We start from the raw sequence: 17,757 nt of genomic DNA, 5'->3' as shown, positions 1-17,757 counted from the left end.
TCCTTGCTCATGTTCCGGCGACGCTGCGCGCCACCGCTTCGGCCACCTTGATGCCGTCGACGCCAGCCGACAGGATGCCGCCCGCGTAGCTCGCGCCTTCGCCGGCGGGGTAGAGGCCGCGCACGTTGAGGCTCTGGAAGTCGTCGCCGCGCGTGATGCGGATCGGCGAGGAGGTGCGCGTTTCCACGCCGGTGAGCACCGCATCGTGCAGGTCGAAGCCCTTGATCTTGCGGCCGAAGGCGGGGAAGGCTTCGCGCATCGCCTCGATGGCGTAGGCCGGCAGCGCCTGGTGCAGGTCGGTGGGCGTGACGCCGGGCTTGTACGAGGGCGTCACGCTGCCGAGCGCGGTCGAGGGCCTGCCCGCGATGAAGTCGCCCACCAGCTGGCCGGGCGCGCGGTAGTCGCCGCCGCCGAGCACGAAGGCGTTCGACTCGAGTTCGCGCTGCAGCGCGATGCCGGCAAGCGCATCGCCCGCGGTTTCGGGCGTCCAGCCGGGAAAGTCGCGCGGGTCGATGCCCACCACGATGCCCGCGTTGGCGTTGCGCTCGTTGCGCGAATACTGGCTCATGCCGTTGGTGACCACGCGGCCGGGCTCGCTGGTGGCCGCCACCACGGTGCCGCCGGGGCACATGCAGAAGCTGTAGACCGAGCGGCCGTTGCTTGCGTGGTGCACCAGCTTGTAGTCGGCCGCGCCGAGCAGCGGATGGCCCGCATGGCGGCCCCAGCGCGCGCGGTCGATCAGGCCCTGCGGATGCTCGACGCGAAAGCCGATGGAAAAGGGCTTGGCCTCGATGTGCACGCCGCGCGCGTGCAGCATGGAAAAAGTGTCGCGCGAGCTGTGGCCGAGCGCCATCACCACGTGGTCGGCGCGCAGCTCGCTCGTTTGGCCGGTGGCCTGGTCGAGCACGGTGAGGCCGCGAATCTGGCCGTCTTCGATCTGCACGTCGGTCACGCGCTGCTCGAAGCGGATCTCGCCGCCGAGCGAGACGATCTGCTCGCGGATGTTCTCCACCACCTTCACCAGCTTGAAGGTGCCGATGTGCGGATGCGCGACGTAAAGGATCTCCGGCGGTGCGCCGGCCTTGACGAACTCTTCCATCACCTTGCGGCCGAGGAAGCGCGGGTCCTTGATCTGGCTGTAGAGCTTGCCGTCCGAGAAGGTGCCGGCACCGCCTTCGCCGAACTGCACATTCGACTCGGGGTCGAGCACGCTCTTGCGCCACAGGCCCCAGGTGTCGCGGGTGCGCTGGCGCACGGTCTTGCCGCGTTCGAGCACGATGGGCTTGAACCCCATCTTCGCAAGCATCAGCGCCGCGAAGATGCCGCAGGGGCCGAAGCCGATCACCACCGGCCGGGGCGCGCCTTCGGGTGCCTGCGCGGGCGGCGTGTAGCGCATGTCGGGCGCGGCCTGGATGTGCGGATGCGCAGCGTGCTTCGCGAGCAGTGCGGCTTCGAGCCCGGCGTCGGCCAGCTGCACGTCGGCGATGTAGACCGTGAGCAGGTCGGCCTTGCGCGCGTCGAAGCTGCGCTTGAAGACGGTGTGGGAAGCGATCGCTTCGAGCGGGACGTCCAGCGTCCGGGCGATCAGGGCGGCCAGCGCCTCGGGGGCGTGGTCCAGCGGGAGTTTGAGTTCGGAGATTCTCAGCATGTCATGGGGCTTGTGGTTATCAAGCAGGCCACGGATTTTACGCGCCGAGGCGCTATGAAAGAGATAGCTGGGTCAGGCCGGCAAAAAGCCTTCGACCGAGAGATAGCGCTCGCCCGTGTCGTAGTTGAAACCCAGCACCACCGCATCGGGTGCCAGCGAGGGCAGCTTCTGCGCGATGGCCGCGAGCGTGGCGCCCGAGGAAATGCCCACCAGCATGCCTTCCTCGACCGCGCAGCGGCGGGCCATTTCGCGCGCCGGTTCGGCGTCGACCTGCAGCACGCCGTCGAGCAGCGAGGTGTCGAGGTTCTTCGGGATGAAGCCCGCGCCAATGCCCTGGATCGGGTGCGGCGAGGGCTGGCCGCCCGAGATCACCGGCGAGGCCACCGGCTCCACCGCGAACACCTGCAGCTTCGGCCACTTCTTCTTGAGCACCCGCGCCACGCCCGTGATGTGGCCGCCGGTGCCCACGCCGGTGATCAGCACGTCGATGCCGTCGGGGAAGTCGGCCGCGATTTCCTCGGCCGTGGTGCGCACGTGCACGTCGATGTTGGCGGGGTTGTTGAACTGCTGCGGCATCCACGCGCCCGGCGTGCCGGCCACGATTTCCTCGGCGCGCGCAATGGAGGCCTTCATGCCGCCCGCGCGCGGCGTGAGGTCGAAGGTGGCGCCGTAGGCCAGCATGAGGCGGCGGCGCTCCACCGACATGCTGTCGGGCATCACGAGGATCAGCTTGTAGCCCTTGACGGCCGCGACCATGGCCAGGCCGATGCCGGTGTTGCCCGAGGTGGGCTCCACGATGGTGCCGCCGGGCTTCAGCGCGCCGGACTTCTCGGCGTCTTCCACCATCGACAGCGCGATGCGGTCCTTGATGGAGCCGCCGGGGTTGGCGCGCTCGGACTTGATCCACACCTGCTGCTTCGCATTGCCGAACAGGCGGTTGATGCGGATGTGCGGCGTGTTGCCGATGGTCTGGAGGATGTTCTGGGACTTCATGGGATCTCCTTGGGCTTTTGTCGGGGCAGTCGAAGCGCCATTGTGGAGCGGACGGCCGGCGCCCGCGAGGTATCGAGCGATAATCCCCGGCGTGAAGCACGCCAGACCGCCGCTGGTGCAAGCCCGCAAGGGGCGACGCCGCAAGGCGCCGCGTCGAAAGACCGCACTGGAGGAACGTCCGGACTGCACAGGACAGCGCAGGAGTTAACGACTCTCCACCGTGAGGTGAGGATCAGAGCAACAGAGACGAGCCGATTCAGTTCGGGTGAAACGGGCAATCTCTGCGCGCAGCAACACCAAGTAGGCCAGTATCGAGGTGGTTCCGCTGAGCTGGCGGGTAGGTGGCATCGAGCCGTTTGGCGACAAGCGGCCCAGAGTAATGGCGGTCACGTTGGGGGCAACTCCAACGCACAGAATCCGGCTTATCGGCGGGCTTCACACTTTTCTTCTTTCTTGATTTCCCCCTGGGGTTCTTCCATGGGGCGCTGCAGTGCTGCGGCTTTTCTCCTAAAATAGATAGCAAGCTAACTAATTTGAGAGAGCCATGGCCCACGTCTCGAAGACCCGCGAAGCCGCGCTGATGTCGCTCGGCATGGCGCTGTCGCCGCTGCAGCGCGGCTACCGGGCCGCGGCCGACAAGGCGGTGGCGCATGTCGGGCTTTCGCAGTCGCTGGCGTGGCCGATCGTGATGATCGGCCGCCTGCACGGCGGCGTGCGCCAGGGCGTGCTTGCCGAGGCGCTGGGCATCGAGGGGCCTTCGCTGGTGCGCTCGATCGACCAGCTGGTGGAGGCCGGCTTCGTGGAGCGCCGCGAAGACCCGGCCGACCGCCGCGCCAAGACGCTGCATCTCACGCCGGCCGGCGAGGCCGCCTGCCAGCCCATCGAGGCCGCGCTGCGCGGCATGCGCGCCACGCTGTTCGAAGGCGTGGCCGACGAGGACATCGCCGCCTGCCTGCGCGTGTTCGCGGTGCTGGGCGAGCGGCTCGGCCGCGCTGCGCCGGGGCCGCAGGAAGGACGCAGGTAGATGGCCGCCTTCCGGCTGCCGCGCTTCAGCCGCGCGGAGCTTCTCTTTTCTGCCAAGAGCTTTGCCGCCGCGATGCTGGCCATGTACCTGGCCAGCCGCGCCGGCCTGCCGCGTCCGTTCTGGGCCTTGATGACCACCTACGTGGTGGCCCATCCGCTGGCCGGCGCGGTGCGCTCCAAGGCGCTCTACCGCTTCTGCGGCACCTTGATCGGCTGCGTGGCCACGGTGCTGCTGGTGCCTGCCTTGTCGAACGCGCCGGAGCTGCTCACGCTGGTGCTCGCGCTGTGGGTGGGCCTGTGCCTGTGCATTTCGCTGTTCGACCGCACGCCGCGTTCCTATGTCTTCATGCTGGCGGGCTACACCGCCGCGCTGATCGGCTTTCCTTCGGTGCAGACGCCGCTCGCGCTGTTCGACACCGCGGTGGCGCGGGTGGAGGAAATCGGCCTGGGCATCCTGTGCGCCACGCTGGTCCACAGCATTGCGTGGCCCACGGGCCTGGCGCCGACCGTGCTGGGCCTGCTCGACCGCACGCTGCAGGACGCGCGCCAGTGGCTCGGCGACCTGCTGCAGTCCGCCGGACGCCGCGCCGATGCCGATCCGCAAACGCTCGCGGCCGACCGCCGCCGCCTGGCCGGCGACATCACCCAGCTGCGGCTGCTGTCCACCCACGTGCCGTTCGACACCACGCACCTGCGCTGGACCGCCGGCGCGATCCGCGCCATGCAGGACCGCGTGGCCGCGCTCACGCCCGCGCTGTCGGCCGTGGAGGACCGGCTGCTGGCGCTGGAACAGGCCGAAGGCGCGCTGGCGCCGGACGTCGCCGCGGTGCTCGCGCAGGCCGCGCAATGGCTGCAGGAAGACGATGCAGCGAGCGCGCAGTCGCTGCAGCTGCTGCGCCGCTCGATCCAGGCGCTGGGCGCGACGCCGCAGCACAGTCCCTGGAGCCGCGCCTTGCGCATCGGGCTCGCGGGCCGGCTTGAGGAACTGGTCGAGGGATGGCGTGCCTGCGCGCGGCTGCGCATGGACATCGACGAGGGCCTCCAGGGCGCGCTTGCGCCGCGCCGCACGGCCGCGCTCGGCAGCCGCGTGCTGCACCGCGACCACGGCATGGCGCTGCTGTCGGCGCTGGCCGCGGTGCTTGCCATCTGCCTGTGCGGCGCCTTCTGGATCGTGACGGGCTGGCCCATGGGCTCGGCCGCCACCATGATGGCCGCGGTCTTCTGCTGCTTCTTCGCGACCATGGACGACCCGGTGCCCGCGATCCACGGCTTCCTGAAGTACACGCTGTGGTCGATTCCTGTCTCCGCGCTCTATGTGCTGGTGCTGATGCCGCTGGTGCAGGACTTCGGCATGCTGGTGGCGGTGTGCGCGCCGGCCTTCCTGCTGCTGGGCGTCTACATGGCGCGGCCGGCGCATTTCATGGCGGCCATGGCGCTGCTGTTCGGCGTGGCCGGCACGCTGGCCATGCACGACACCGCCAATGCCGACCTGGTGAGCTTCATCAACAGCATGCTCGGGCAGGTCATCGGCGTGGTGGTTGCCGCGCGCGTCACGCGGCTGGTGCGCTCGGTCGGCGCCGACTGGAGCGCGCGGCGCATCCAGCGCGCCACCTGGCGCGAGCTCGGCGAGATGGCCGGCGCTGCGCAGCGCCAGGGCGCGCAGGGCGACGCCTACGCCGTGCGCATGCTCGACCGCATCGGCCTGCTCGCACCGCGCATCGCGCAGGCCGGCGGCAGCATCGAGGGCGTGGCCGCCAACGACGCGCTGCGCGACCTGCGCACCGGCGCCGACATCGACGTGCTGCAGCGGGTGCGCACGCAGCTGCCGCCGGCCTCGGCCTCGGCGCTCCTGGGCGGCATCTCGCAGTTCTTCCGCCAGCGCGGCAGGGGCCGCATGCAAGCGCGCCCCGCCAGCCTGCTGCCGCAGATCGACGAGGCGCTGTCGGCCGTGCTTGGCGCGCAGCATGCGCCGTCATCCGCATCGCGCAGCGCAGTGACCGCGCTGGTGGGCCTGCGCCGCAATCTCTTTCCCGATGCACCGCCGCGCCTGGCCGCGGCCGGACAAGGAGCCTCCAGATGATTGGCGAAGCAAGTTTCTACGGCCTCTACCTGCCATGGCTGCTGGTGCTGGCCGGCGTTGCGCTGGCCGCCCTCTGGGGCGTGCGCCATCTGCTGGCCCTGGCCGGCCTCTACCGCTGGGTGTGGCACCCCGCGCTGTTCGACATGGCGCTTTATCTGCTGCTGCTCTACGGCATCAGCCGTGCGGCGTCCTTCCTTCAATGACGAGATCCAGATGAAAGCCCCTCTTTCCACCGACAGCTCCTGGCCGATGCGCCTCGGGCGCATTCTTCTCACCGCGGCCGTGGTGGCGGCCGCCGCATGGGCCGGCTTGCAGCTCTGGGACCACTACGAGCTCGCTCCCTGGACGCGCGACGGCCGCGTGCGCGCCAACGTGGTCCAGATCGCGCCGGACGTTTCCGGCCTGGTCACCGCGGTGCCTGTGCGGGACAACCAGGCCGTGCAGGCCGGGGCCCTGCTGTTCGAGGTGGACCGCGCGCGCTACGACCTTGCCGTGCGCCAGGCCCAGGCCGCGCTGGCGGCGCAGCGTGCCGCCAGCGCGCAGGCGCAGCGCGAGAACGCGCGCAACACGGGGCTGGACGCGCTGGTGTCGCAGGAGACCCGTGAACAGACCCGCGCCCGCGCGGAGCAGGCGCGCGCCGCCGTCGCGCAGGCCGAGGTGGCGCTCGATGCGGCGCGCCTCAACCTGCAGCGCGCCGAGGTGCGCGCGCCGGCCGACGGCCTGGTGACCAATCTCGACCTGCGCACCGGCAGCTATGCATCGGCCGGACGGCCGGTGCTGGCGCTGGTCGATGCGCATTCGTTCTTCGTCGAGGGCTACTTCGAGGAAACCAAGCTGCCGCGCATCCACCTGGGCGACCGCGTGCGCGTGACGCCGATGGGCGGTGGCGCGGTGCTCGAAGGCGCGGTCGACAGCGTGGCCGCCGGCATTGCCGACCATGACCGCTCGACCAGCGCCAACCTGCTGCCCAGCGTGAACCCGACCTTCAACTGGGTGCGGCTCGCGCAGCGCATTCCGGTGCGCATCAGGCTCGATCCGCTGCCGCAGGGCGCACGGCTCGTGGCCGGCCAGACCGTGACCGTGCAGGTGCTCGAGCATCCGCCGGCGCGCAACGCCGGTGCACCGGCCGCCGAGCCGAAGAAGGGATGAGCGCCATGTGCCGTCTTGCATTTCGCATGGCTTCGCTCGCGGTTGCGGCGGGGCTCGCGGCTTGCGCGGCCGTCGGCCCCGACTACCGCCAGCCGCCCGAGGCACTGGCCAGCCAGCCCGGCGCCACGCGCCCGTTCGCCGAGGTGCCCGCCAACGCCGCGCCGCTGCCCGCGCACTGGTGGCGGCTGTACCACGACCCGCTGCTGGACCGGCTCGTCACGCAGGCCCTCGCGCACAACACCGACCTGCGGCAGGCGGTCGCAAACCTGGAGCGCGAGCGCGCCATCGAGGCCGAGGTTGCCGGCGGCCAGCGCCCCACGCTCGGCGTGAGCGGCGGCCCTTCGTTCGGCCATGCGTCGGGCCTGTCGATGCTGCAGAAGGGCTATGAGCCGCCGAGCCGCTTCAACTACAGCGCGGCTGCCTCCCTGTCCTACCAGGTCGACCTGTTCGGCCAGATACGCCGCAGCATCGAAGCCGCGGGCGCCAACGCCGAGGCCGCCGCGGCCGCGCTCGACCTCGTGCGCGTGAACGTGGCCGCGGGCACCGCGCGCGCCTACGCGCAGGCCTGCTCGACCGGACTGCGCCTGCAGATCGCGCAGAAATCCGTCGCGCTGCAGCAGGACGCCCTGAACGTCACCGAGCGCCTGCAGCGCGCGGGCCGCGCCGGTGCCATCGACGCCAACCGAGCGCGTGCGCAGCTGGAGCAGCTGAATGCCGCGCTGCCGCCGCTGCAGGCCGAGCGCCAGGGCGCGCTCTACCGCCTGGCCACGCTGACCGGCGCCCTGCCGCAGGACTTCCCGCGCGAGGTGGCCGGCTGCACCGTGCCCCCGCGCGTGGCCGGCACGCTGCCGGTGGGCGATGGCGCGGCCCTGCTGCGGCGCCGCCCGGACATCCGCCAGGCCGAGCGCAGCCTGGCGGCCTCCACCGCACGCATCGGCGTGGCCACGGCCGATCTCTATCCGAAGGTGACGCTGGGGCTCTCGGCCTCGTCGGCCGGGCCAGCCAGCGATTTCGGCCGCAAGGACACCATTGGCTGGAGCATGGGCCCGCTGATCTCCTGGACCCTCCCCAACACCGGCATCGCGCAGGCCCGCATCGCCCAGGCCGAGGCCGGCACGCGCGCCGCGCTCGCGAAGTTCGACGGCACCGTGCTGACCGCATTGCGCGAAACCGAGACCGCGCTCGGCACCTATGCGCGCGAGCTCGACCGCCGCGCCGCGCTGCAGGCTTCGCGCGACGAAAGCGCCAAGGTGGCCGCGCAGGCGCGCCAGCTCTACCAGGGCGGCCGCACCGCGTACCTCGAGGCGCTCGATGCCGAACGTTCGCTGGCCGCGAGCGACGCGGCGCTCGCGGCCAGCGAGGCGCAACTGGCCGACGACCAGGTGGTGCTGTTCATGGCGCTTGGCGGCGGCTGGGAGCCGGACGATGGCACCGGCCTTGCGGCCAACGAAGCCGCGCCCGCGTCCACCTCCGTCAAGGCCCGCTGACCATGGCCGCTGCCGCACTTTCCTCCACGCCGCGCCGGCATGCGCCGCTGTGGCTGCTGGCGCTCGTCACCTTCAGCGGCACGCTCGCCATGCACATCTTCGTGCCCGCGCTGCCCGTTGCTGCGCAGGGCCTGGGCGCCGGCATGGGCGCGATGCAGATGACCGTGAGCCTCTACATCCTCGGCCTGGCCGTGGGGCAGCTCGCCTACGGCCCGCTGGCCGACCGCTACGGCCGCCGCCCGGTGCTGCTGTGCGGGCTTGCGCTCTATTCGGCCGCGGGGCTTGCTGCGGCGCTCGCACCCGATGTCCATGCGCTCATCGCCGCGCGGCTGTTCCAGGCCATGGGCGGCTGCGCGGGGCTGGTGCTGGGGCGCAGCATGGTGCGCGACACCGCCGAGCCGCAGGAAGCCACGAAGCGCCTCGCGCTCATGAACCTCATGGTCACGGTCGGCCCGAGCATTGCACCGCTGCTCGGCGGCGCGCTGGCCAGCGCTTTCGGCTGGCGCTCGATCTTCCATGCGCTGTTCGCGCTCGGCCTCACGGGCCTCGTGTTCGCATGGAGGCTGCTGCCCGAGACCGGCATGCCGGGCATGCGCGTCGAAGGCCGGGTGTTGGCGCGCAACTACCGCCTGCTGCTCGCGTCGCCCGCGTTCCTCGGCTTTTCGATCGGCGGCGGCTGCGCCACCACGTCGATGTATGCCTTCATCGCGTCGGCACCCTTCATCTTCGTCGACCAGCTGCATCGCCCTGCGCACGAGGCCGGCATCTACCTTGCGATATTGGTGTCGGGCGTGTGGCTTGGCAGCTTTCTCACCAGCCGCCTGATCGTGCACGCGAACCTCGACCGGCTCATGACGCGCGCCAACCTGCTGAGCTGCGCTGCGGCCTTCGTTCTGCTGGGCGCAGCGCTCGCGCAGCGGCTGTCGGTGCCGCTCATCGTGGCGGCGATGTTCCTCTACACCGTGGGCGCGGGCATGGCTTCGCCGGCCGCGCTCACGCGCGCCATCGGCGTCAATCCGCTCGTGATCGGCTCGGCTTCAGGGCTCTATGGCGCCACGCAGATGGCGGTGGGCGCCGCATGCACCGCGCTGGCGGGGCTGGGGCACCGCAACCCCGCGATGGCGGCGGCGCTGGTGCTGGCCGGTGCCAGCATCGTGGCGCAGGCCTCATTCGCGGTGGCGCTGCGCGCGCAGAAGAGGGCGGAGGCGGCTGCGTAGCCTGCGCGCGTCAGCGCGTGAAGAGCCAGCCGCCCCTGGGCTGGCGCGTCAGCTCATGCCGCCGGACCGAGCGCTCCTCGCCGTCGTCGCCCACGTACACCACTTCGAAGCGCAGCCGCTTCGGCGACACCATCTTCCAGTTCTGGATGCGCTTGACCGTCACGCAGGCGGTCTTGTCGTGGTACTGCATATCGGCCATCGGCCCGCCCTGGAAGCCGGTGCCGTCGAACAGCCGGCCCGGCGCCGCGAACGGGCTGAGCACGGCGCCGTTGCGCGCGGTGATGCAGCCTTCGGTCCGCACGAAGGATTCGATGGTGGGCGCCGCGCTTTGCACCACCTTGGCCACGGCCGGCGTGGGCGGCTTGGTCACGATGGCTTCGCGGATGCGTTCCACCTGCTCCTCGGTGATCGGCGCGAGCCCGCTGGGCGACACGACCGGCGGCGGTGCCGGCGGTGGCGGCGGCGCGTACGAGGGCAGCAATGGCGCGAGATAGCTGCAGCCTGCCAGCGCCAAAGGGGCGGTGCAGGCGAGTGCGGCGGTCCGGGTTCCGAACTTCATGGATGGGTCTCCTGTCGTCGATTCCTCTTCGGGCCTCTTGCGTGCCTCTTCTTCGATGTCAAAAGCGTTCGTGCGGTGAAAGATAGCGCCACTGGCCGGGCTCCAGCCCCGCCAGCGGCACGCGGCCGATGCGGATGCGCCGCATGGCCAGGATGCGCAGGCCGGCTTCGTCGCACAGGTGCGCGATCTGCCCGGGCCGCGCGCCCTTGAGCGCAAAGCGCAGGCCGGTCTGCTCGTCGGCCTGGCGGCCGATGCTCACGCGCGCGGGCGACCGCTCGAAGCGCGCGAGCTGCTCGGGGCTGAGCTTGCCGGCCACGTCGACCATCACCTCGTGTTCGAGCACGCCCGCGTCCTCCTGCAGCTTGCGCTCGATGCGCCATTCCTGGGTGTAGACGACGAGGCCGCTGGCGCCGGTTTCGAGTGGCGTCATGCAGCGCTGCGCCTTGGCGTGCGCGGGCAGAAAGCGCATGCCCGCGCGCTCGGGCTCGTGGTGGTTGGCGGCCACCAGCAGCCGGTGCGCGGTGTCGGTGGCCATGCCGGCCGGCTTGTGCAGCAGCAGGGTGACGGGCACCACCGGCTCCGGCTTGGCGCCGGGCTCGATCTCGACCTTCTGACGATCGTGCACGCGCGACTGCGGCAGCAGCGCCGGCACGCCGTCGACACGCACCGCGCCGTTCTCGATCAGCAGCTCGGCCTCGCGCCGCGAGCAGCCCGCGATGGCGGCCACGCGCTTGGCCAGGCGGATGCCTTCTTCTTCGGCCGCGCGGCTCATGGCGCGGAGGCCCGTTGCCGGATGCGCGCCACGTGCGCGGCCAGCGATCGGGCGGCCACCGGCCACATGCGCTCGGGCACGTCGTCGTAGGCCAGCGGCAGCCAGTCGTCCGGCGTGCCCTGGGGCAGCCTTTGCATGGCCGCGGCGATCTTGGCTTCGCGCTTCAGGCGGTGCGCCTTCAACTGCGCGATGGCGCTGCGTGCGCTGCCGATGACATGGCCGTGCGCGGGCAGGATGAAATCGATGCCGCCGGCCTCGCAGGCCGCATCGAGCTTGTCGAGCGAATCGAGGTACGCGTTCATGTCGCCGTCGGGCGGATCGACCACCGTGGTGCTGCCGTTCAGGATGTGGTCGCCGGAGAACAGGAGTCCGTCTTCCTCGAGCACCAGGCACAGGTGGTTGGCGGCGTGGCCCGGCGTGTGGATGGCGCGCAGCGTGTGGCTGACAGGTTCGCCTTCGGCCGTGGTGCCGCTGAGCACCAGGCGCTCGCCGTCGCGCAGTTCGCGCTCCGCGGCAAAGCGCGCCGACGAACGCGCGGTGGGCGCCGAAGACAGCCCGAGGATCGGCGGCTTCTGCTTGCACAGCGCCTGCAGCGGCGCCGCGCCGGGCGAATGGTCGGCATGCGAATGGGTGCACACGATCATGCGGATGTTTCCTTCGGTGGCACGCCACAGCCGGTCGATGTGGGCCGCGTCGTTCGGGCCCGGGTCGATCACGAGGTAGCCCGTGGCCGCATCGCCCACGATGTAGCTGTTGGTGCCCGGGCCGGTCATGGCGCCGGGGTTGGGCGCGGTCAGGCGCTGCACGTTCCTGAGCAGCGGCACGGCGCGCTCGCTCTGCCAGTCGAGCGCATGCAGCAGCTGCCCGTCGGGACACACCAGCGCGAGCTCGCCGTACGGCGAATCGCTTTCCATGTAGCGCGCGTCCTGGCCGCGCAGCAGGCCCGCGCGCGGGCAGCTGGTCCACAGCGGCTGCTCGGCGCCGCCCCGGGGAGCGCAGGCCTGCAGCACCGCGTCCACGCTGGCATAGGCCGCGAGCCGCTGCAGCGTGCGCACGGTCGGAAAGATCATGAAGAAGCTGCCTGCCGCGTGGCGCGCCAGCGCATCGGCCGGCCGCACCCAGCAGGGCTCGAACTGCTCGCTCTCGTCGGCCGTGGGCACCTGGCCCTCGGGCATGCGCGCCACCAGGAAAGGCACGTCGAAGCGCTTGGGCAGGTCGCGGTCGGTGATCCAGTGCGCGAGGGTGAACACCTGGTCGCAGGCAAGCACCAGCCCGCGCGTGGCGCATTGCTCGGCAAAGGACACGGGCGACGCGGTGCTGCGGTCCATCGAGGCGATGTCCTGCGCGCTCACGGGCCGGCCGTCGGCATGGCGCGCGAGCAGCACGCCAAGCTCCTCGAAGCCTTCGCGGATCGCCGCAATGGCCTGCGTGAGCTGCAGGCTGCTCTGGGTGGGCCGCCGTGCGGCGATGCGCGCGGCGGCTTCATCGGCTGCATCGATCTGCCCGCCGGGGAACACATAGGCGCCTGGCGCGAAGCTTGCGGTGCCGGAGCGGCGCGTCATCAGCACTTCGATGCCGGCCTCTGAATCGCGCAGCAGCAGCACGGTGGCTGCCGCGCGCACGGGCGCGGGCTCGCGTGCGGGGTGGAGTTGTTGGGTGGGACGGACCATGCGGCGATTATGGAGAGATCGCTCGATGCGGTTGCGTGCCGCATAAGCTCATACCGGATCGGGCATGAACCGCGCGCCACAATCCCGGGCTGCACCGCCCGCATCGAGGAAAGACATTCATGATCCATTCTCCCTTCACTCGCCACCTCAGGTTCTCGTCGTCGTTCTTCGCGCGGCGCCTGCGCCCGGCCTTGCTGCTGGCAGGCGCCGCCCTGGGTGCGGCCGCATCGTCCGCTGCGTTTGCGCAGGGCGACTGGCCGCAGCAGCCGGTCACGCTGATCATGGGTTTTCCGGCCGGCTCGGGCGTCGACGTGGTGGCCCGCGCCATCCAGGAGCCGCTCGCGCGGCAGCTCGGAAAGCCCGTGATCATCGACTACAAGTCAGGCGCGGCCGGCAACATCGCGAGCGAGTACGTGGCCCATGCCAAGCCCGACGGCTACACGCTTTCGTTCGGCACCGCCGCCACGCATGGCAGCAACGCCGCGCTCTACAAGAAGCTGCCGTTCGACGTGGAGGCCGACTTCGTGCCGGTGGCGCCGGTGCTCGACGTCTCGAACGTGCTCACCGTCAACCCGGAGGTGATCAACGCCAGGACCTTGAAGGAGTTCGTTGATCTCGTCAAGGCCAACCCCGGAAAGTACAACTATGCGTCTACAGGCAACGGCGCCGGCACGCACATGGCCTTTGCCGAGTTCAATTCGCGCCTCGGATTGAACATGGTGCACGTGCCCTACAAGGGCGGGCCCGAGGCCATCACCTCCGTGGTGCGCGGCGAGACCTGCTGCATCATGAACCAGGTGCAGACGGTGCTGCCGCACTACAAGGCCGGCAAGGTGCGCCTCCTGGGCGTGACCACCGCCGCGCCGGTGGCCGCGGTCAAGGAGGTGCCGACCATCGCCTCCAGCGGCCTTCCGGGCACCAAGGGCTTCGACAGCTCGATCTGGTTCGGCATCTTCGCGCCCAAGGGCACCGACGCGCAGATCGTCGACAAGCTCAACGCCGCCGTGAAGGCGGTGCTCGAGCAGCCCGAGATCCGCGAGCGCTTCGAAAGCCAGGGCAACACCGTGCGCATCGAATCGCCCGCGCAGTTCAAGAAGACGGTGCACGACAACCGCGTGAAGTGGGCCGAGGTGGCCAGGGCTGCGAACATCAGCATCGATTGAGGGGGCGCCGCGGCTGCGGCGCCGGGGTGCCGCCGCGTGCTGGCACCGTCATCGCGACCACGCCCGCCACGATGCACGCGAGCCCGGCCCACGCGGTGGGCGAGAGCGCTTCGCCCAGGAACACCACGCCGATCATCACGCCGATGGGCACGCGCAGGTAGGCCTGCGCGGCGGTCGACATCGGCCCCAAGGTCTTGATGAGCCGGAAGTAGATCGTGAAGGCGAGGGCCGTGGAGAGCACCGCGAGCGCCAGCACGGCAATCATCGACGCGGCCGATGGCGCGAGCGTCCACGGCCGGTCGATCGCGAGGCTCGCGGGCAGCAGCATCGCCGCGCCGCAGAGCAGCGAGCCTGCGGCGGGCACCATCGGATCGAGTCCCTTGAACACGCGGCCGAACATGGCCGCGCAGCCGTAGCAGACGGCTGCCGCCACCAGTCCCAGTTGGGCGAGCAGCGAATGCCCGAGCCCGTGCAGCGCCTCGACGCCGACGATCATGCAGATGCCCGCGAGGCCCGCCGCCACGCCGAAGAGCCGGCGCAGCGTCGGCTTCTCCGCACCGCCCACGCCCAGGCCCAGCAGGAAGATGAAGATCGGCGAGGTCGAGTTGAGGATGGTGGCAAGCCCGGCATCCACGCTGCGCTCGGCCCACGCGATGAGCGTGAACGGCAGCACGCTGTTGAGGCAGGCCTGCAGCGCGAAGCGGCGCCACATTGCGGGCTCCCGCGGCAGCCGCACGCCGCGCAGGCGCAGCAGCGCGAGCAGCAGCAGGCCGGCGATCAGCGTGCGCGCCGCGATCAGCGTCACGGGCGGCAGCGTCTGCACGCCGATCTTGATGAAGGTGTAGGAGGCGCCCCAGCAGGTGGCGAGCACGGCGAGCAGCATCCATTCGAAGGCGATGCGGGGAGCGGGCTTGGCGGCGGCGGCGAGCGGGGTCGTTGGCATGGTGCGTCGATCATCGAGCGTTCGCAGCGCGGACACTTCGGCCTGCAACGAAACGTGCGCGTGGTGACCGCGGGCCCGAATCTGGGTACGCTGCGCACGGCCCTGATCCCCACGCATTCAACGACCGACCGACCTTCCATGCCTTCGCTCCTGATCCGCAACGTGCGCCCCATGGGCGCTTCCCCCGTCGATGTGCTGGTGCGCGATGGCCGCATCGCGAAAGCCGGCGCCGCGCTGTCCGCGCCCACCGATGCAACGGTCGAGGAGGGCGGCGGCGCCTTGCTGCTGCCCGGCCTGGTCGAAGGCCACACCCACCTCGACAAGACGCTGTGGGGCATGGACTGGTACCGCAACGAGGTCGGCACCAAGCTCATCGACAAGATCGAGAACGAGCGCGCCTTCCGGCATGCGAGCGGGCATGACGCGGCCGCCCAGTCGCTGGTGCTGGCCAAGGCCTTTCTCGCGCGCGGCACCACGCGGCTGCGCACGCATGTCGACGTCGACACGCAAGCAGGCCTGCGCCATCTCGAAGGCACGCTGCGCACGCGGCAGACGCTCTCGGAGGTGCTGCAGATCCAGGTCGTCGCGTTTCCGCAGTCGGGCCTGCTGGGCCGGCCGGGCACGGCCGAGCTGCTTGGCCAGGCGCTCGCGCAGGGCGCGGATGTGCTGGGCGGCCTTGACCCCTGCGCGATCGACGGCGACCCGGTGCGCTCGCTCGATGTGCTCTTCGGCATTGCCGACAGGCACCAGCGCCCGCTCGACATCCACCTGCACGAGCCCGGCGCCATGGGCGCGTTCTCGCTCGAGCTGATCCTGCAGCGCACCGAGGCGCTGGGCATGCAGGGCAAGGTCGCGGTGAGCCACGGTTTCTGCCTGGGCGACCTGGCCGAGCGCGAGCGCGACGCATTGCTCGCGCGCATGGCCAGGCTCGGCGTGGTGCTGGTCACCAGCGCGCCGCCATCGCGCAGCGTGCCGCCGCTCATGGCCTGCCGCAAGGCCGGCGTGACGGTGCTCGGCGGCAACGACGGCATCCGCGACACCTGGTCGCCCTACGGCAACCCCGACATGCTGGAGCGCGCGATGCTGATCGGCATGCGCTACAACCTGCGCCGCGACGACGAGATCGAGGTGGCGCTCGACACCGTCACCCACGCCGGCGCGCGCGGCTGCGGCTTCGAGGCCTATGGCCTGGACGCCGGTTGCCGCGCCGACCTGGTGCTGGTCGATGCGCAGACGGTGGCCGAGGCCGTGGTCGCGCGGCCGGTGCGCAGGCTGGTGGTGGCGGGCGGCCGTGTCGTGGCGCGCAACGGCGTGCTGCAGGCCGAGGTGGCGTCGTTGTAGCCGCGCCGCCATGTGCGCCCTCGGCCTACGCGAAAGTCCGCTGCCGGCTGTAGGGCGCCGGGCCGACGCCGGGAGAGTCTTCGCGGCCAACCCCATCCTCGAACGAAAGGCTTTCCATGCGCGCCAATGACAAATTGCTGTCCGGACCCGTTGCCGATCAACTGACGCCGCTGGAAATTTCCCAGGCCGTGCTCCAGGGCGAAGAAAACCCGAACACCGCGCGGCCGCTCACGCCGCTCGAGCAGGCCGCCACGGGCATAGCAACGGGCAGCGGACAACGCTCGCCGCTGGCCCGCATGCTGTGCAGCCCCGCGGTGGCCTGGGGTGCCGCAGCCATGGCGGGCCTGGGCCTGCTCGCCGCGCTGGCCCATGCGAAGCGGGAGCCCACGCTCCGGCCCTGACGCCGCCGGCGGCGACCGCGGGCAGGCGCAACCCGCCTCACTACACTGCTGCGGATGAGCCTTTCCCCTGCACCGCATCGCGTGCGAGAAGACCGCCTCGTTTCCTACTTCCTGAGCGGCGATGCCATGCGCAGCCGCAGCGTGAGCGATGTGGTGCTGTCGGGCAGGGTCGACGTGCCCGTGCCTCCCGCGCGCCTGGTCGCGGATTGGGAGCGCGAGGTGTCCTCGCGCCTGGCGCTCGAACCCGGCGACGTCGAGCCCTTGCCGCTGGCGCGCGCGCGTGCGCGCTGGCCGGACTACCGGCGCTGCGTGCAGGCGATGTCCGACTGGACGCGCACCATCGGTTGGCCCGAAGCGCTGCTTGCCTCCAGCGAAGTCGCCCTCATGGCCTGCCGCGGCGCCCGCTACCACCATGACGGCGCGCAGTACGGCGGCGCGGCCTTCTGCAATCTGTTCCTCAGCGAAGACAGGCAGCTGGATGTGCACTTTCCGTTGACGGGCCACCGGATTCCGCTCGCCCGCGGCACGGTCCTGGTGTTCGACACCGGCCAGCCGCACGCCGTTGTCGAGCGCGGCCGCAGCGGCTTCGACGCGGCACGCTTCGCGCCCGGGCGCGACTGCACCCAGGTGTTCCTGAGCTGGGAGCTTCCGATCGAGGATGCGCATGTCGGGCGCGCGCTTCGCATTGCCTTCGACGTCGATGCGCCGACCGCCTCGCAGCTTGATGAAGAGCAGGTCCGCGTCAACGGCGAGCCGGCGAGTCTCTGCCCCGAGTCCGGCCGCTGGCGCCGCGGCTGAGCATCGCGCGAGCGCGGGCCCGGCTGCAGTTTTTCGTAGTCCTTCGCACGGGCTGTAGAACGTTTGGATTCGGCGGGTTTTCCTTGTAGACGATGCAGGCGCCGAGCGCAGAGACTGCGCCCGCGCGTACGAAAAGAAGCTTGGCAGGCACGCCGTCATCGCCGCTACATCGCGATGTCACAGCTCTTTCTTACGCTGGAGGCCATCCCACCGCCTCGAGAAAAAAGGAGTGTCCTCATCCATGCATCCACGATTCATCCTGCGCGCGCCGCTCGCACTGTCGGTACTGGCCCTTGCATTGACCGCCTGCGGCGGCGGTGATGGCGGAGGCGGCAGCAGTGGCTTCAGCGGCGGCGCCGCCGCTTCGGGCAAGGCGCTCGCCTCCGACCAGCCCAATGCAGGCACCGCCGGCAAGACCGATGCCGCCTCGTCCGGCGCGGGCAGCGAGCCCAGCGTGAGCTACGCGCCCTGACGCCACCCGCGTCCCGGCATTCCCACGACCAAGAACAAACC

Annotated in this window: 17 protein-coding genes and 1 other RNA gene; 12 read left to right on the top strand and 6 right to left on the bottom strand. The window is 70.8% G+C overall.

Annotated features, from left to right (window positions below; genetic code table 11):
- Positions 1-7 precede the first annotated feature (7 nt).
- On the bottom strand, positions 8-1,648 hold the full coding sequence (locus AC1DSC_RS13640; protein WP_369664215.1) for an NAD(P)/FAD-dependent oxidoreductase: 1,641 nt from the start codon (positions 1,646-1,648) through the stop codon (positions 8-10).
- 72 nt (positions 1,649-1,720) lie between these two features.
- Entirely contained in the window at positions 1,721-2,641 is a 921-nt protein-coding gene (gene cysK, locus AC1DSC_RS13635) for a cysteine synthase A (RefSeq protein ID WP_018903667.1), read from the bottom strand.
- 93 nt (positions 2,642-2,734) lie between these two features.
- Between cysK and rnpB the strand changes: the two genes are divergently transcribed.
- From rnpB to AC1DSC_RS13600, 7 genes are all read left to right on the top strand, one after another.
- An RNA gene (rnpB, locus tag AC1DSC_RS13630) (RNase P RNA component class A) lies at positions 2,735-3,082 on the top strand.
- A gap of 103 nt (positions 3,083-3,185) precedes the next feature.
- On the top strand, positions 3,186-3,665 hold the full coding sequence (locus tag AC1DSC_RS13625; RefSeq protein ID WP_018903666.1) for a MarR family winged helix-turn-helix transcriptional regulator: 480 nt from the start codon (positions 3,186-3,188) through the stop codon (positions 3,663-3,665).
- Positions 3,666-5,744 (top strand): FUSC family protein, encoded by a 2,079-nt coding sequence (locus tag AC1DSC_RS13620; RefSeq protein ID WP_018903665.1) that lies wholly within the window; start codon positions 3,666-3,668, stop codon positions 5,742-5,744.
- Positions 5,741-5,947: a DUF1656 domain-containing protein gene (locus tag AC1DSC_RS13615; protein WP_018903664.1), complete on the top strand. Its 207-nt coding sequence runs from the start codon at positions 5,741-5,743 to the stop codon at positions 5,945-5,947. Before AC1DSC_RS13620 ends, AC1DSC_RS13615 begins: the two co-directional genes overlap by 4 nt.
- Positions 5,948-5,957: 10 nt before the next feature.
- Positions 5,958-6,893: an efflux RND transporter periplasmic adaptor subunit gene (locus AC1DSC_RS13610; protein ID WP_018903663.1), complete on the top strand. Its 936-nt coding sequence runs from the start codon at positions 5,958-5,960 to the stop codon at positions 6,891-6,893.
- On the top strand, positions 6,890-8,380 hold the full coding sequence (locus AC1DSC_RS13605) for an efflux transporter outer membrane subunit (protein ID WP_018903662.1): 1,491 nt from the start codon (positions 6,890-6,892) through the stop codon (positions 8,378-8,380). Before AC1DSC_RS13610 ends, AC1DSC_RS13605 begins: the two co-directional genes overlap by 4 nt.
- A gap of 2 nt (positions 8,381-8,382) precedes the next feature.
- Positions 8,383-9,597 (top strand): multidrug effflux MFS transporter, encoded by a 1,215-nt coding sequence (locus tag AC1DSC_RS13600; protein WP_018903661.1) that lies wholly within the window; start codon positions 8,383-8,385, stop codon positions 9,595-9,597.
- Between the two features lie 10 nt (positions 9,598-9,607).
- Here AC1DSC_RS13600 and AC1DSC_RS13595 read toward each other — a convergent pair whose 3' ends face one another.
- From AC1DSC_RS13595 to AC1DSC_RS13585, 3 genes are read right to left on the bottom strand one after another with little or no spacing between them, the layout of a single operon-like run.
- Complete coding sequence (locus tag AC1DSC_RS13595; RefSeq protein ID WP_012746025.1) at positions 9,608-10,156, bottom strand: hypothetical protein; 549 nt, start codon at positions 10,154-10,156, stop codon at positions 9,608-9,610.
- 58 nt (positions 10,157-10,214) lie between these two features.
- Positions 10,215-10,928, bottom strand: coding sequence for an RNA pseudouridine synthase (locus AC1DSC_RS13590; protein WP_018903660.1), 714 nt, complete (start codon positions 10,926-10,928; stop codon positions 10,215-10,217).
- On the bottom strand, positions 10,925-12,598 hold the full coding sequence (locus AC1DSC_RS13585; protein WP_018903659.1) for an MBL fold metallo-hydrolase: 1,674 nt from the start codon (positions 12,596-12,598) through the stop codon (positions 10,925-10,927). The genes AC1DSC_RS13590 and AC1DSC_RS13585 overlap by 4 nt, the downstream gene beginning before the upstream one ends.
- A gap of 119 nt (positions 12,599-12,717) precedes the next feature.
- Here AC1DSC_RS13585 and AC1DSC_RS13580 point away from each other — a divergent pair, with 119 nt between their 5' ends.
- Positions 12,718-13,761, top strand: a complete 1,044-nt coding sequence (locus tag AC1DSC_RS13580) for a Bug family tripartite tricarboxylate transporter substrate binding protein (protein WP_012746028.1) — start codon at positions 12,718-12,720, stop codon at positions 13,759-13,761.
- Here the strand turns inward: AC1DSC_RS13580 and AC1DSC_RS13575 are convergent.
- A complete protein-coding gene (locus AC1DSC_RS13575) occupies positions 13,748-14,704 on the bottom strand; it encodes a DMT family transporter (RefSeq protein ID WP_051127990.1) in 957 nt (318 codons plus the stop codon). The two genes, AC1DSC_RS13580 and AC1DSC_RS13575, sit on opposite strands and share 14 nt — an antisense overlap.
- Before the next feature lie 138 nt (positions 14,705-14,842).
- On the opposite strand from AC1DSC_RS13575, the gene AC1DSC_RS13570 reads away from it, so the two are divergent.
- From AC1DSC_RS13570 to AC1DSC_RS13555, 4 genes are all read left to right on the top strand, one after another.
- Positions 14,843-16,045: an amidohydrolase family protein gene (locus tag AC1DSC_RS13570; protein ID WP_369664218.1), complete on the top strand. Its 1,203-nt coding sequence runs from the start codon at positions 14,843-14,845 to the stop codon at positions 16,043-16,045.
- A 116-nt stretch (positions 16,046-16,161) separates the two neighbouring features.
- A complete protein-coding gene (locus AC1DSC_RS13565) occupies positions 16,162-16,446 on the top strand; it encodes a hypothetical protein (protein ID WP_018903656.1) in 285 nt (94 codons plus the stop codon).
- A gap of 54 nt (positions 16,447-16,500) precedes the next feature.
- Entirely contained in the window at positions 16,501-17,244 is a 744-nt protein-coding gene (locus AC1DSC_RS13560; protein ID WP_018903655.1) for a hypothetical protein, read from the top strand.
- Between the two features lie 241 nt (positions 17,245-17,485).
- Entirely contained in the window at positions 17,486-17,716 is a 231-nt protein-coding gene (locus AC1DSC_RS13555; protein ID WP_018903654.1) for a hypothetical protein, read from the top strand.
- Positions 17,717-17,757 lie beyond the last annotated feature (41 nt).

It is taken from the genome of Variovorax sp. 01N425, from assembly GCF_056399465.1.
This window is presented reverse-complemented; position numbering and strand designations above follow the sequence as displayed.

Bases quoted from the DNA above. Each gene is read 5' to 3' on its own strand.
- AC1DSC_RS13555 (WP_018903654.1), top strand. From the start codon at position 17,486: ATGCATCCACGATTCATCCTGCGCGCGCCGCTCGCACTGTCGGTACTG.
- AC1DSC_RS13615 (WP_018903664.1), top strand. From the start codon at position 5,741: ATGATTGGCGAAGCAAGTTTCTACGGCCTCTACCTGCCATGGCTGCTG.
- AC1DSC_RS13600 (WP_018903661.1), top strand. From the start codon at position 8,383: ATGGCCGCTGCCGCACTTTCCTCCACGCCGCGCCGGCATGCGCCGCTG.
- AC1DSC_RS13625 (WP_018903666.1), top strand. From the start codon at position 3,186: ATGGCCCACGTCTCGAAGACCCGCGAAGCCGCGCTGATGTCGCTCGGC.
- AC1DSC_RS13590 (WP_018903660.1), bottom strand. From the start codon at position 10,928: ATGAGCCGCGCGGCCGAAGAAGAAGGCATCCGCCTGGCCAAGCGCGTG.
- AC1DSC_RS13580 (WP_012746028.1), top strand. From the start codon at position 12,718: ATGATCCATTCTCCCTTCACTCGCCACCTCAGGTTCTCGTCGTCGTTC.
- AC1DSC_RS13640 (WP_369664215.1), bottom strand. From the start codon at position 1,648: ATGCTGAGAATCTCCGAACTCAAACTCCCGCTGGACCACGCCCCCGAG.
- AC1DSC_RS13575 (WP_051127990.1), bottom strand. From the start codon at position 14,704: ATGCCAACGACCCCGCTCGCCGCCGCCGCCAAGCCCGCTCCCCGCATC.
- cysK (WP_018903667.1), bottom strand. From the start codon at position 2,641: ATGAAGTCCCAGAACATCCTCCAGACCATCGGCAACACGCCGCACATC.
- AC1DSC_RS13610 (WP_018903663.1), top strand. From the start codon at position 5,958: ATGAAAGCCCCTCTTTCCACCGACAGCTCCTGGCCGATGCGCCTCGGG.
- AC1DSC_RS13595 (WP_012746025.1), bottom strand. From the start codon at position 10,156: ATGAAGTTCGGAACCCGGACCGCCGCACTCGCCTGCACCGCCCCTTTG.
- AC1DSC_RS13620 (WP_018903665.1), top strand. From the start codon at position 3,666: ATGGCCGCCTTCCGGCTGCCGCGCTTCAGCCGCGCGGAGCTTCTCTTT.
- AC1DSC_RS13585 (WP_018903659.1), bottom strand. From the start codon at position 12,598: ATGGTCCGTCCCACCCAACAACTCCACCCCGCACGCGAGCCCGCGCCC.
- AC1DSC_RS13565 (WP_018903656.1), top strand. From the start codon at position 16,162: ATGCGCGCCAATGACAAATTGCTGTCCGGACCCGTTGCCGATCAACTG.
- AC1DSC_RS13605 (WP_018903662.1), top strand. From the start codon at position 6,890: ATGAGCGCCATGTGCCGTCTTGCATTTCGCATGGCTTCGCTCGCGGTT.
- AC1DSC_RS13570 (WP_369664218.1), top strand. From the start codon at position 14,843: ATGCCTTCGCTCCTGATCCGCAACGTGCGCCCCATGGGCGCTTCCCCC.
- AC1DSC_RS13560 (WP_018903655.1), top strand. From the start codon at position 16,501: ATGAGCCTTTCCCCTGCACCGCATCGCGTGCGAGAAGACCGCCTCGTT.